Below are 14055 nucleotides of genomic sequence, written 5' to 3' on the forward strand. Positions count from 1 at the left end.
GCCACGAAGAATCAAGATTATTTCAAAACAGGCTTTAAAAATTTACCAGTTTCACTGCCTGAAACTTTAGCAACCTGCTCAGGAGTTCCTGTGGCGACGATATAGCCTCCGCCTTTTCCTCCATCGGGTCCTAGATCAATCACATGGTCTGCCGATTTAACAACTTCCATATTGTGTTCGATCACTAGCACCGTGTTACCCTGATCTGCGAGCTCTTGAATAAGTTCTACAAGCTTGCGAACGTCATCAAAATGCAGACCCGTGGTTGGCTCATCGAGAATGTATAAAGTTTTTCCGGTGCCGCGACGAGAAAGCTCTTTAGAAAGCTTCACGCGTTGCGCTTCACCCCCGGATAAGGTTGTCGAACTTTGCCCTAGGGTCATGTAATCCAAGCCCACGCGGTGCAAAGTTTCAAGCTTGCGATAAATCTGGCTATGGTTTTTGAAAAACTCCAAGGCTTCACTGACGCTCATTTCAAGAACATCCGCGATGGATTTGCTTTTGTATTTAATATTCAACGTTTCACGATTGTATCTGCGCCCCTGGCAGGTATCACAGGTCACAAAGACATCACTAAGGAAGTGCATCTCAACACGGATTTGTCCATGCCCCATACACGTTTCGCAACGACCACCTTTGACGTTAAAACTAAAGCGGCCTGGTTCATAGCCACGAAGTTTTGAATCCGGAAGATTCGCAAAAAGATCGCGAATCATTGGGAAAAGCCCCACGTATGTCGCTGGCGTAGATCGCGGTGTTCTGCCAATCGGTCTTTGATTGATGTCGATGACTTTATCGATCTTATCAAGACCTTCAATTTTTTTATAGGGTGACGGCTGTGCCGACGCTTTATAAAAATGCTGCGCTAAAATTTTATAAAGAGTATCGATGATCAGCGTACTTTTTCCTGAACCTGAAACACCGGTCACTGCCGTGAACGTGCCCAGTGGAATTTGCATATCCACATTGTGCAGATTGTTTCCGCTAGCTCCTGTCAGTTTTAAAAACTGACCATTGCCTTTGCGGCGTTCTGCTGGAACAGGAATGCGCATCTCACCTTTAAGATATTTTCCTGTCAGTGATTTTGGATTGTTCTCAAGTTCTTCCGGAGTTCCTTGAGCCATCATCTCGCCGCCTAAAACACCGGCACGAGGACCCAAGTCCACAACAAAATCCGCATAGCGAATCGTGTCTTCATCATGCTCAACCAGAAGAATCGTATTTCCACGATCTTTAAGCTCACCGATAATATTTAACAAACGATGATGGTCGCGCGGATGAAGACCAATACTCGGTTCGTCCATCACGTAAAGAACTCCGATCAACGAAGAACCGACTTGTGTTGCCAAACGAATGCGCTGAGCTTCACCGCCAGACAAAGTTCTTGAGGGACGACTTAAAGACAAATATCCCGTTCCCACACGAATCAAGTAATCCAAGCGTGCGACGATTTGTTTTACGATTTTTTCAGCAATCAATTGGTCTTTGGATTTCCACTTGAGTTTTGAAATCCAATCACGCAACTCAACGGCACCGAGGTCCGCAAGCTCCGCGATCGTCTTTTCACCCAAACGAATGTTGAGCGCTTCCGGTCTTAGACGTGAACCATGACAATCAGGGCACGCCGATAAAACCATTTCTTCATCTTCTTCGTCATCTTCATCTGAAGTTTTTTTGCCTTTGTATTTATAGACGACTTTATCTAATTTTTTGCAGCCGACTTCCGAGTCTGAAAATTGTTCTTCTTCAACAAGATCAATGGTTCCCAAACCATTGCACGTCGGGCAGGCTCCACGCGGGTTATTGAAACTAAACATACGCGGTTCAATTTCAGGAAAGCTGTATCCGCACTCAGGACACGCCGAATGAAGTGAATAGGAAACACGTTCTCCGTCCAGAGTTTCAATAATAACTCGGCCGTTCGCCATCGAAAGCGCGGTGTTGATACTCTCTGAGAGACGAAGCTTCATAGAGTCTTTAAGAATCAACTGATCGACAACAAGATCGATATCGTGGGTTTTCGTTTTTGCAAGCTTCGTCGCTTTATCAAGATCAATCATCTTGCCGTCGACTTTGGCTTTCACGAAACCTTTTTTAGCCCAGCGCTGGAACTCCGCTAGGAACTCCCCTTTTTTTCCTGAAGCCATAGGAGCCAGAACATAGAACTTCGTGCCCATGCTCTTCTTCATGACGTCTTCAATGATCTGTTGCGGAGTTTGGCTGGTCACGGGAATGTGATGAATCGGACACTCCGGAATTCCCAGTTTTGCAAATAACAGACGAAGATAATCGTAGATCTCTGTCACCGTTCCTACTGTGGAACGAGGATTTGTGCTCACCGATTTTTGATCGATTGCAATCGCCGGAGAAAGTCCCGAGATGGAATCCACTTCCGGTTTTTTTAATTGCTCGAGGAAATTTCGCGCATACGCTGAAAGACTTTCCACGTAACGACGTTGGCCTTCTGCATAGACGGTGTCAAAAGCGAGTGACGATTTCCCACTGCCGCTCAAACCCGTGAACACCGTGATTTTATTCCGAGGAATAACCACGCTGACATTTTTCAGATTATGCTCTTTTGCGCCTTTTACTATGATTCCATCTTCAGCTTGTGACATAAGCCCGTATTGTAGAATGGAAATCGCGGAATAGACAATACAGGTCTAGAAATTAGGAAGGAGGGTCAAAGATTTCGACCCTCAGATTTATTTTGCCTGGCAGGCTGTGCAAACGCCGTACAGCTCTAGGATATGATGTGTTAGTTTAAATCCGAATTGATTCGCAACTTTTTCTTGAAGACTTTCAATCGCTCTGTTTTCGAATTCGCAGATTTTTCCGCACTTCACACATGTCAAATGGTCATGGTGACCCTTTGGAGTCAGCTCGTAACGAGCAGGAAGTCCGCCCATACGAACTTCCGTCACAAATGTGCCTTCAGTCAGAGTGCGCAAGAAACGATAAACAGTCGCAAATCCAATCTCAGGATGAATCTTGTTGAGCTTTTCATAAAGCTCTTGCGCTGTGACGTGACGACGGCCCTCATGAAGAGCCTTTAAGATCGCCATACGTTGAGTCGTGACTTTCAAATTGAGCGCACGGATAATACGTTTAAGCTCTGATTCGTCAAAATCATCATGATGAACAACAATGTCTTCATCGTGCTGTCTTGGCAGAAATGGAACTGTGTCTTTACCCATGGTCACCTCGAGGGTCAGTTATAGGGGATCCGCTTTGGGAAGTCCAAATAATTAAGAATCATTATCAATTGATTATTAAGTAGCATGCGAGTTCAGGGAGCTTAGCCCCCTAAACCATTAAAAACTGCGAAGTTTTTTACCTTTGGAAATATGAGAAACGGCATTGTGAGGATGCAGACTTTCGACATGGCTGAACTCGGCAACGTAATCCAAAATATCCGCCTTCGCGTCCAAAGCTTCTTTCACACGGCGAGCGGCGTCTTCACAGAACATGAGATTCTGTCCGTTACGAAGAGCAAACTCCTGCTCGTCTTCTCTTTTCACCGCGCCTTGAACTGCCGTCTGCAAAGCTTCTTCCACGATATCAATCAAATCCGCATAATTGTAATTCGGACCGACTTCCGCTTTCACGCGAGCAAAACTTCTTTGCGCATGTGGAGTCGCGACGATTCCTTGCGGAGTTCCAAGCCATGAATGAACCACATCAAAATCCAAAGACTGATCTTGGAATTGTTGTTTGAAACCATCTTGGATCAACTGACGAGAAAGAGCCGCCGAAGCCGGGCACGTGCTTGAGTAAGTCACAACCACTTCAACAAAGTAGTTCTTTGCTCCTTCTTGATTAAACGAAGAAAGCACAACCGGATAAGAGCGCCACGCTTGGTTTGTACTCTTCAAGGCCTTGCGCACCAAGGGAGCTTCAAACTGCACTTGCACAAGAGCTTGAGTGGAAAGATCTTCGTGAGTTTTTAAAAACTCATCTGTTGCTTTTCCCAAAAGTCCCAACGTCATTTCGTTCTTAGTCAGGATGTCTTGCGTGATTAGATACAGACGCGACATGTGAATGCCGCGCGAAGGTTTTTTATCAAGGCTGACTTTCGCGTCTGCGCGCGCCGGGATACGATAAACACCGTCAGCTTGTTTGAGTAATAAAGGTAATTCGATGGAACCCATTCCCACCCAATCAATAGGCGCATATTTTTCTAAATGAGTTTCTTTAGCTACGTCAGGAAGATTCGTTTTCGTCATAAGAGGTCTGTCCAATTCGAGGATGTTCTACCTCAAATTTGCTTGCTTGGCTCTTAAATTATAGTTTTTACAGCCATAATGCACTATAATGCGGTTTGCGCCGCAGGATGTGGAGCGAGCTCGGCTCGCGGAACTGGACTTAAAAAAAATGATGCAAAAACAACTGATCCTCGCAAGTACTTCGAAATACCGCCAAGAGCTGCTTTCTCGATTGGCTTACAGCTTCACGGCCCAAGCCCCTTTGATCGATGAAGAAAAAGAGAAAGATCCGAGCCTTTCTCCAAGAGCTTTGGCAGAAAAATTGGCGGAGCTTAAAGCGGCCAGCCTTAAGGGCGCGGACCGCGTCGTGATCGGTGGCGATCAGCTTGTGGCATTTGAAGGACGCATTTTAGGAAAATCTCATACCGCCGAAAAAGCGGTCGAACAGTTGATGGCCATGCAGGGAAAAGTTCATGAACTGATCACCGCGATCTGCATTTTTGATGGCGATAAAAAGATTCCTTATACCGACATCACACGCATGCACATGAAAAAGCTTTCCCGTGAGCAAGCGGAACGCTACGTGAAGTTGGACATGCCGACGGATTGCGCTGGAAGTTATAAAATTGAAAAACACGGCATTATGCTTTTTGATAAAATTGAAAGCCAAGATTTCACCGCGATTCAAGGTTTACCCTTGATTGAACTCAGTAAAATATTAGAGAATGTGGGACTATGACAGAAACACAAAAAAAACTTTTCGATGCCGCTAGCGACGCTCAAAAAAGAGCTCACGCTCCCTACTCTAACGCTTTGATCGGCGCCGCGGTCCTGATGAGTGATGGACGTATTTTCTCTGGATGCAATGTTGAAAATGCCTCTTTTGGCGGAACGGTTTGCGCCGAACGTGTGGCGATTTTTAAAGCCGTGAGCGAAGGCGCTCCAAAACAAATCAAGGAAGTTTTGGTTGTTAGCGACGCTGAAAAGCCTTGGCCTCCGTGCGGATTTTGCCGCCAGGTGATTGCCGAGTTTGCCAACGAACAAACAGTGATCCACACGGCCAACCTTCAAGGCAAAATGAAAAGCTTCCAGTTCCCAGAGATTTTCCCCGAAGCTTTCACACCAAAACATTTAGACTAAGAGGGAAAAAGGTACCTGGTACCTTTTTCTTTATCGGAATTTTTCGAAGTAAGAATTGAAATTGCCCGTGCGATTTTTAAGCTGACCAGAAAGCTGCTGCACGAGAGTGATATAAGGTTTAAATTCTTCACCTTTTTCTTCTTTTAAGATGTACTCCGCGACCGCCAACATTTCAATCGTGTCTGTGCGACGGGCTTCCAAAGCTTTTTCCGTGATTTGCGATGTTTCAGGTTCTACGGAAAGCTCGACACGCACACCATAGTGATCCGACCAAGGCTCGCGAGGACTTCCGCGCATGTTGACTTGACCTTCTGTTGCTTTCAAAGTCGTTCCCGACTCACCTACATTCGAGAAAAAGATATAGTCAAACGTATGATCTGAAAGCATCCAACCTAAAGGGTTCCCGAAGCAATACGTGCAATAGCCTTTGGGATATTGCCCTAAATACTCTTCCATCGAGTCATGTGCCCCTAATGTCTTCATTAAGAACTTTCTTTCCACGCTGTCGATATCGGAATTAAAATCTCCGGAGAATACAAGCTTCAACTGTTGATGCTTCAAACGCCATTGCAGGATGTCCAAAATCTGTGTGATCCGCACGGCTTTGGAGGTCGGATGCAAATGGGTATTCATGAAAAAGAAATCTTCATCGATACCAAAAAAATTGGATCTCACGATATGATAAGCTTTTTTAACGTTAAAAGCAGAGCGAACCGAATCGAGAACTCCGCCTTCATTATTGACGTTAAAGTCCACGGTTTGGCGGCCTTTGATATCGCCCATAAAAAAGGACATCAGACCAATCTTTTCATCTTTATTAGGAGCACTGATGTTGTATTGGTGTTTTAGACTTTTTTCGAATTGAACAATGTGGGAGTCATTCCAAACTTCTTGCAAATGCACGACATCGCACTTGGGAATTCCTTGTAAGAAACCTGCGATACGCTCGGTACGGCCTTCAATATTTTTTGCGTAAATCGGTCCGTAAGCATTGAAGTTCTGAACACAAAAACGCGGTGGACGAGGGTCCGCCTGCCAGTATTGTTCAGCCTTCGCATGTGTTGAAAACAACAACGTTCCAAGTACTAAAAGCTTTGAAATACCCATAGTCTGCCCTCACGGATTTATTCCTAAGGGTCTACATTCAATTCCCATACAAAGCCGAGAACCCTTTCAGTTTGTTTTAAGCTGTCTAAGTTTGATACAGGGCGCTCTTTCGCCTACATCTTGACCCAGACATACTTACCGTTTGAGACCTCATCGCAGATCAACTGCACCAACTGATCTTGTTGGTTCTTACAAGAACCCGTGGTTCCCACTTGCACTTGCGCTGATCCCAAAAGCTTTCCTAAAAAGTTTTTAGGTCCCAGACATTTTTTATTTTCGAACTCCGCACATGTTGGATAAACAGGTTTTGTTCGTCGGGTATCGACATAAGAATAAAAATTAGCGGTAGGCCCAAAGACATCGTCCCACAAGCCAATGCTAATTCCCTGATTGCCCTTCATCGCCATATATTGGTTTTTTCGAAGCTGAGGTTTCACGTGCTTAAGAAGATAACTTTGCAAGTCCTCGCTGTCACTTGTCGCTAAGCATGCAGTGTTGTCGTACTCAATAGAAATTCCTTTGCTTTTCATTGCCGGTAAAAGAACATAATCAATATGGTTCTTGGTTTGATCACTGCTGCTCCAATGCCCTACGTATCCTAAGATCAATTTATTTCCGGCCATATGAGGAAGATTGAGAGGCGCATAGCGATCACCGATTTCACGCACATCCCAAGTGTCGCATTTGTTCTGTTTGATAAGACGGTTTAACCAGGAGTTGCAGCCCATGCGGTAATATTTCATTTCCGCTTTAATCGTCGTGTCGATTTCACAAAGACAAGTGGTGGCACTTGCCGCGGAAGAAAGACCTAAAACGCTTGCCAATAACAGGAAAGATTTTTTCAAGAACATGCTGGGCTCCTTGCTTATGATGGAATCCTTAGCAAGACAAAGACCCGCGGAAAAATGTGGGGAAACGCATTTAAAGCGATTCCCACTCTGGTTTCTCAAAGCGGCCCTGTTTAGGCTTTTGCATGAGAGACAAAAGAGGACTCCTTTGTTCGCCAAGAGAAAACGGCCGCCATAGAGCTTAGAGAGTGAGTTTGTAGTTTTCCCCGAGATATTCGATTTCGATATTTTGAACTCGGCTACCGGAAGACAACCGGTGGCCCAGACATTTCGCAAGTTCCGCGCGAAGATCTTCGGAATCTTTATTGGCAAGAGGCTTTAAAAGTAAAAAGCCTTCGTGCTGATAATCAGCTTCACACCCCTGCACTCGTTCCCAATCAAAAGCGACACGCACTAAATCAAAGGTCCCTTCTTTAGGAATTGATTCAATGTAGTGTTTGTATTGAAACGTCATTTCCTCTGGTGCTTGGGCAGAATTCCAAGAAAACGACCATCCGCGCTCTTCACGGAAAGTAAGGCTTGAAAGAGTCACTCCCAGTTCCGCCGCTTTTTGCGTGAGATTAAGGCGAGTCACCGCCATGATTTCTGCAAAAGCGTGGTTGAAACTTTCTCTAGAAGATATAAAAGGATCTTTTTCTAAATCCTTTTTTAGCTTCCACAGCCACTCATCCACGAACATTAAATTCACGCTCATCCCTGACAAAGAATCAATGTCGTGACTGAATCCTGCAGCAAGATGAAAAAGAAAGCCCCGTCGTGAAGACAGGGCTCCTTGAATTACGATTCGAATGGGAACTTCGCGAACGAATTGCAACATTATTGAAGTTGCAACGCTTGTGTGTTCATTGTGACGTGCGAGTTTGAACGGAATTGGTTCACCCACGCTTCAAACATACCGTCGCCGCGACGTTTTTGCATCATTTCAGCCGTCATTGGTTCTAAAGCTTTCACTTCTTCAACTTTAGATTCTTTCAACTTCAAAACGTATTTGGAGTTGCCATCACGAACCAGGCGCTTCAACAATGGCTCTGTTTTCTTAAGCTCGAAAACCGCTTCTGTTGCCACAGCGCTTGTGATTTTTGGGAAGTTATCAGATCCCAGCTCTACCAAACCTGTTTCTTCCCAAGATGCTTTCAATTCTTTAAGCTGCGCGTTTACCGCTGCTTCGTCGCCTTTAGTCAAAGCTTCATCCAAAGCTTTGATAGCTGCTTCCGCTTTTTCTTTTGTCATCGCTTTAGAAGCTGCTTCTGAATCAATTTTCACAAAAAGAACGTTGATCTTTTGCGCTTTCAAATCTTGAAGCTTCTTAAGTTCCGCCGCTGTTGGCGCAGAAACAAGTTCAAACATTTGACGAACGCGCACGTTCGCAATGTCTTTACGAACTTTGTTTTCAAAATCGCCTGGGTTTGAACGAGTGGATTCAAGATAACGGCTGTAGAATTCACGTTGGAATTGACCGTTTTGTTGGAAGAAAGGAATGTCTTTCACGATAAAATCGCGAACTTCCGCGTCCGTCGCAAGAATGCCGTTTTTTTGCGCAGCTTGAGAAACAAGCTCCATGCGCACAAGATTTTCTAGCGCTTGCTGACGAAGCAGTTGACGCTGAGAGCTAAAATCCATCTGACTTCCAAAGAGATTTTGGTAGTACTGCTGAATACGATTTTCTTCCTGCTGGAAGTCAGCCAAAGAGATCAAACTGTTGTTCACGCGCGCCACGGAACCAACACCAGCTCCCAAACGGCCTGGCAAACCGAAAAACACGAAAACCAGAATGATCGCACCGAAGAGAACGATTGCCGTAACACTCTTTGTAGAGAGCTTTCTCTTCATTTTATCAGCCATACTATCGCTCATAACTTTTCCTTCCTTAAACAAGCCTGCTGTAAGCGGATTCCATTACCTAACGAATTTCTTATTTTTTCAAGGGGAAATTGTTGAAATCTCTCGGCACTTTGACTAGCGTTTGATTATTAATACGCGTAATAGAAGGTGACTTTTGAATTTTTTCAACTTTGATCTCAAGAAACTTGTGATGATCGGGATTGTTTTGGCTTTGCCGCTCATTTCCATCAACATGCAGCAAAGACCTCAAGAATCGAACTGGCTCTCTAAACCCTTCACTCTTTTAGGCAGTGCTGTGTCCGAGACTTTTTACGGATTCAGCCATGGCGTGAAAGACACGACAGCGATGTACGTGAATCTTATCAACATCAAAAAGCACAACGAAGAGTTGCAGAGTCATAACAATGAACTGGAAGCTCGTTTAGAAAAAATGAATGAGTTGCTGTTAGAGAACGACCGCTTGCGCGGACTCTTATCTTTCAAAGATCAGACGAAGATGAATCTCATGGCAGCACAAGTCATCGGACGCGATCTGGTTATTGATCACAGCACCGTGACAATTAACAAAGGAACTGCGGACGGTCTGAAGTCAGGACAAGCCGTTATCACAACAGGCGGCGTTCTTGGTTACATCTTTAAACCAGAACCTTTCACTTCCCACGTGATGTTGATCACAGATCGCTATGCGGTGGTAGACGGTATCGTTCAAAGAACTCGCGCCCACGGTATTGTTGAAGGTAAATCTCAGTACGGCAGTACACTTTCTTTGAAATACGTCGAGAAAACGGAAGACGTGAAACAAGGCGACCTTGTTGTGACAGGCGGACTTGATAATATCTTCCCGAAAGGCTTCCCTGTCGCGGTTGTTGAATCCGTTGAAAAGAAGACGTTCAGCGTCTCTTTGAAAGTGGATTTGCGTCCTGTCGTGGATCCTTACAAAGTCGAAGAAGTGTTTGTCGTTCTTTCTGCTGCCAACGAAGACTTTGGCGATAAATATGCGCCACAAGCTTCTACGGAAACGCCGATCACGGCAGAAGGTGTGACTCCGGCAATTGCTCCGGCAGCGCAAGGACCTCTTCCTGCGGCAACACCTGTCGCTCCCGCTCCTACAGCTCCAACGGCTCCGAAAAAACCTGAGGAGAAGCGTCCGTGAAAATCCGTTGGAATGTGATTCTGAATTTTCTCGTATTATTTGCAGTTTTGATCATGGTCGCGGGATTTCAAACGACGTTTTGGTTTCAACTCTTTGGCAATGTTCCTTCTCCGCTTCTGTGGCTGAACTTGGTTGTGTATGTGACCCTTTATCGCAAACCATTTCCAGCGATCATCACTATTTATGCGATGGGCTTTGCACTTCTCGCATTCACAGCGATGCCGCTTAAGATGATGTGGATCAGCCTTTTGATTCTCTTTACTTTGGTCTATGGAATTAAAACTCGCGTCTTTTGGAGTGGCTCAGGATATTATACTATCATGTGTGCATTCTCGGCTGTGGCCTATCACCTGATTTATTTCTTTGGTTCCATGGTGATGGAAAAAAATCCCGCGAGTTTCGAAATTGTCGATCGCCTTGTACAAATCATCCTGACGCCCTCCTTTGCTTTCCCGATGTATTGGGTTCTCGCCAAAATCGATAAAGTTTCGCAGGATGAACTTGTTCACGAGCCCGGAGGATTGGAGTTATGAGTACTTACGTCAGTAATCCGGACGAAGCAAAAGAGTATCAGAGTCGATACAAAATATTTTATATCACCATCGCCTTCACTTTGGTCGCTTTCACCATGCGCTTGTGGTATCTGCAAGTCATTTCGGGAAACGAACTTCGTGAGTTCTCGGAAAAAAACCGTATCAAGCAAAATAAAATCTCGGCACCCCGTGGTTTGCTGCTCGATCGTGATGGCAAAGTGTTGGTGGAAAATCTACCGGGCTTTGAAGCGATCTTGTCTCCTCAATATATTGAGAACCTGGAAGATCTTGCGAAAACCGTGGGTCCCGTGCTCGGCATGGAGCCTGACAAGCTTATGGTGAAAGTTCAAAAGAGCCGCAAACAAAACGGTCCTTTTGCACAGATTCGTTTGAAAGAAAACTTAAGCCGCGAAGAGGTCTTTCGTTTAAAGCGCATGCGTCTGGATACGCCGGGACTTGAGATTCGCGAATCCATCGTGCGCTACTACCCGCTTCGTGAAAACGGCGCGCAGCTTTTTGGCTATGTCAGCGAGATTTCAAAACGTCAGATTCCGCTTTTGAATGATTTTTACAAAGGGGCCCTGAAGTTTGATCAAGGTGACATCATTGGCAAAAGCGGCCTTGAAGAAACTTTGGAAAAAGACATCCGTGGGACTGACGGGATCAGCTTTATTCAAGTCGATGCCCACGGTCGTGAAGCAGCGACACAGACTCCAAATATTTACGGAGAACAGATTAAAGATCAAATCGCTGTGCACGGTAACAATGCGGTTTTGACGATTGATCGCGATCTTCAACAACAAGCCTTTGAGTCGTTCAACAAAACGGGAGCGGACAACCGCGGTCATATCGGAGCGATCTTTGCCATGAAAACAAATGGTGAGGTTTTGGCTTGGGTTAGCAACCCGTCTTTTGATCCGAATGAATTCTCAACGGGCATTTCGCCTTCGACGTGGTCAAAGTTGATCAACGATCCGTTCAAACCTTTGCGTAATAAAATTATTCAAGATCACACGGCTCCGGGATCAACATTTAAACCGTTGGTTGCGGTGGCGGCTCTTGGAGAAAAAGTGATCACTCCAACAACCGTAGTTAGTGCACCTGGTGTGTTTTACTTCGGTCGTCGTCCTTACCATGATTCCTTGAAACAGGGTCACGGTAACATCACAGTGTACCAGGCGATCGAAGAATCTTCGAACGTGTTTTTCTATAAAATGGGTATCGCTCTGGGCGTAGATAAAATGTACGACTATATCCATAACATGGGTATCGGACAGAAAACGGGTATTGAACTTTCTCGCGAGATCTCGGGTATCATGCCGAACTCGGCATGGAAGAAAGCCACGGTCGGTGAAGAATGGCAGGCCGGGGAAAATCTCAGTACGGCGATCGGTCAAGGCTTCGTGACGGTGACTCCGATTTCCATGGCGATTGCTTACAACGCTATTGCGACGGAAGGTAAAGTTGTGAAGCCGTTTGTGATCCGCAAAATCATGGATCAAGACGGAAAAGTTTTACGTGAAAACTTCCCGGAGGTTGTGCGCGATTTAACTCAAGCGCAACCCAACGGGGTGAAAATCAGTCCTGAAACTTTCAAAGTCGTTAAAGAAGGCATGCGCCTGGTTGCCAATGGAACAAAGGGAACGGCTCGTTACTGGAAAGTTCCTGGAGTTCAGTTCGCAGGTAAAACAGGAACGGCTCAGGTCATGGGTTTCTCTGCCGATCAGATCTATGCGAGCTGTACATCTCGTCCGATGCACATGCGCCACCATGGTTGGTTTGTGTCCTACGCTCCGGCAGAAAATCCAGAAATCGTCATTGCGATTTTGGCAGAGCACTCTTGCCACGGTAATACGGGAGCGGTTCCTATCGCTCGCGAAATTTATCAGAAGTATTTTGAAAAATATCATCCAGAGATCATCGCAGAGGCGCTGAAAAACAAAGGCGTTAAAAAAGTTAAAGTGGAAGCTGCGACCACAAGTGAGGGAGAATAATGTTTAGCTCACTGCACGTTGAAGAGAGAACTCTCTTCAAAAAATTAGATATCAACTTAATCATCGTAATTTTGGCGCTCAACGTGATTGGTCTTATCAATCTTTACAGTGCTACTCACGGCCCGACATCCACGGACGTGGCGTCTTTATTCATTTCGCAAATCATGTGGTTGGTTGTGGGTTGGACGGTTTTCTTAGTCATGACACTTCTTGATTATTCCATCGTGAGTCGTATTGCGCTGGTGGTGTATGTCTTAAACCTGGGTGCCATTATCTACGTGACCTTCTTTGGTAAAATCGCCTTGGGAGCGCAACGTTGGATTGACCTTGGATTCTTCCGCTACCAACCATCAGAAACGATGAAGCTTGCTTTGATCATGATGATGGCAAAAATCCTAGCGACAAGAAACACTCACGGTTCAGGCATGGGATTTAAAGAAATGTTCACTCCGCTGATCATTCTGGGTGTTCCCTTCGTGTTCGTCGTTGAGCAACCCGACCTGGGAACCGCAATGATGTTGGCAGCGATCGGTGGCTCGATGTTGATCTTCTCAAAAATCAAACGCGTTATCTTGGCTTCCATCATCACATTGGGAATCATCGCACTTCCCGTCGCATGGAAGTTCGTCCTTCATGACTATCAAAAAAATCGTATCTTGACGTTCTTATCGCCAACGAACGATCCGCGCGGAACTGGATATAACAGTATCCAATCCAAAATCGCCGTGGGCTCAGGTCGTTTCTTCGGAAAAGGATTTATGAAGGGAACCCAATCCCAACTTGAATTCCTTCCGGAACGTCACACCGACTTTATTTATTCCGTTCTCAGCGAAGAACACGGCTTCGTAGGATCTATCTCCGTCATCGGTCTTTTCTGCTTCCTTTTCGTAACAGGAATCCGAATCGCCACCAACGCGAGAGATAAATTCGGAGCCCTCTTAACCGTCGGCGTTTTGTGTTACGTCTTCTGGCACATGTTTGTAAATATCGGGATGGTAATTGGACTTCTACCTATCGTAGGAGTTCCACTACCACTCTTATCTTACGGTGGTTCCAGCATGCTCACCACGATGGCCGGCCTAGGAATCATCTCCAGCGTCGCCTACAGAAGATATCTCTTCTAAAAAATAAAAACAAAAAGGCCCTACACCAGGGCCTTTTTTATTTTCACCAGCGCGCGTACTCAACTCAACTAACAATTGAATCAACAAAACGGCAAATCAGCCCCTGTTG

At 45.4% G+C, this 14055-nt stretch carries 13 protein-coding genes; 6 read left to right on the forward strand and 7 right to left on the reverse strand.

Translation table 11 applies throughout. From position 1 onward, the window contains the following. Positions 1-17: 17 nt before the first annotated feature. From uvrA to folE2, 3 genes are all read right to left on the reverse strand, one after another. On the reverse strand, positions 18-2618 hold the full coding sequence (gene uvrA, locus ACLSSO_RS11705) for an excinuclease ABC subunit UvrA (protein WP_413942898.1): 2601 nt from the start codon (positions 2616-2618) through the stop codon (positions 18-20). A gap of 87 nt (positions 2619-2705) precedes the next feature. Continuing rightward, positions 2706-3197, reverse strand: a complete 492-nt coding sequence (locus ACLSSO_RS11710; protein ID WP_413942899.1) for a Fur family transcriptional regulator — start codon at positions 3195-3197, stop codon at positions 2706-2708. 117 nt (positions 3198-3314) lie between these two features. Next, positions 3315-4226 (reverse strand): GTP cyclohydrolase FolE2, encoded by a 912-nt coding sequence (folE2, locus tag ACLSSO_RS11715; RefSeq protein WP_413942900.1) that lies wholly within the window; start codon positions 4224-4226, stop codon positions 3315-3317. A 148-nt stretch (positions 4227-4374) separates the two neighbouring features. On the opposite strand from folE2, the gene ACLSSO_RS11720 reads away from it, so the two are divergent. Together ACLSSO_RS11720 and ACLSSO_RS11725 are read left to right on the forward strand one after the other, a co-directional pair. Continuing rightward, complete coding sequence (locus ACLSSO_RS11720; protein ID WP_295905972.1) at positions 4375-4944, forward strand: Maf family protein; 570 nt, start codon at positions 4375-4377, stop codon at positions 4942-4944. Then, positions 4941-5345 carry a cytidine deaminase gene (locus ACLSSO_RS11725; RefSeq protein ID WP_295905973.1) on the forward strand — a complete coding sequence of 135 codons (405 nt, stop codon included), beginning with the start codon at positions 4941-4943 and terminating at the stop codon, positions 5343-5345. Before ACLSSO_RS11720 ends, ACLSSO_RS11725 begins: the two co-directional genes overlap by 4 nt. A gap of 30 nt (positions 5346-5375) precedes the next feature. Here the strand turns inward: ACLSSO_RS11725 and ACLSSO_RS11730 are convergent, their stop codons facing one another. The 4 genes from ACLSSO_RS11730 to ACLSSO_RS11745 all read right to left on the reverse strand — a co-directional run bounded on the left by ACLSSO_RS11730 (position 5376) and on the right by ACLSSO_RS11745 (position 9154). Next, entirely contained in the window at positions 5376-6452 is a 1077-nt protein-coding gene (locus ACLSSO_RS11730) for an endonuclease/exonuclease/phosphatase family protein (protein ID WP_413942901.1), read from the reverse strand. Positions 6453-6565: 113 nt separating this feature from the next. After that, positions 6566-7303 carry a hypothetical protein gene (locus ACLSSO_RS11735; protein WP_413942902.1) on the reverse strand — a complete coding sequence of 246 codons (738 nt, stop codon included), beginning with the start codon at positions 7301-7303 and terminating at the stop codon, positions 6566-6568. Between the two features lie 178 nt (positions 7304-7481). After that, a complete protein-coding gene (locus tag ACLSSO_RS11740) occupies positions 7482-8117 on the reverse strand; it encodes a hypothetical protein (protein WP_413942903.1) in 636 nt (211 codons plus the stop codon). Then, entirely contained in the window at positions 8117-9154 is a 1038-nt protein-coding gene (locus ACLSSO_RS11745; protein ID WP_413942904.1) for a SurA N-terminal domain-containing protein, read from the reverse strand. The genes ACLSSO_RS11740 and ACLSSO_RS11745 overlap by 1 nt, the downstream gene beginning before the upstream one ends. A gap of 142 nt (positions 9155-9296) precedes the next feature. On the opposite strand from ACLSSO_RS11745, the gene mreC reads away from it, so the two are divergent. Genes mreC through rodA form a run of 4 tightly spaced genes read left to right on the forward strand, consistent with a single transcriptional unit; the run spans position 9297 to position 13946 of the window. Further along, entirely contained in the window at positions 9297-10295 is a 999-nt protein-coding gene (gene mreC / locus ACLSSO_RS11750) for a rod shape-determining protein MreC (RefSeq protein WP_413942905.1), read from the forward strand. After that, complete coding sequence (locus ACLSSO_RS11755; RefSeq protein ID WP_413942906.1) at positions 10292-10828, forward strand: hypothetical protein; 537 nt, start codon at positions 10292-10294, stop codon at positions 10826-10828. Before mreC ends, ACLSSO_RS11755 begins: the two co-directional genes overlap by 4 nt. After that, positions 10825-12822, forward strand: a complete 1998-nt coding sequence (gene mrdA, locus ACLSSO_RS11760; RefSeq protein WP_413942907.1) for a penicillin-binding protein 2 — start codon at positions 10825-10827, stop codon at positions 12820-12822. The genes ACLSSO_RS11755 and mrdA overlap by 4 nt, the downstream gene beginning before the upstream one ends. Next, positions 12822-13946: a rod shape-determining protein RodA gene (gene rodA, locus ACLSSO_RS11765; protein WP_295904838.1), complete on the forward strand. Its 1125-nt coding sequence runs from the start codon at positions 12822-12824 to the stop codon at positions 13944-13946. The genes mrdA and rodA overlap by 1 nt, the downstream gene beginning before the upstream one ends. Positions 13947-14055: the final 109 nt, after the last annotated feature.

It is taken from the genome of Bdellovibrio sp. HCB-162 (assembly GCF_047344985.1).
GTDB lineage: Bacteria > Bdellovibrionota > Bdellovibrionia > Bdellovibrionales > Bdellovibrionaceae > Bdellovibrio.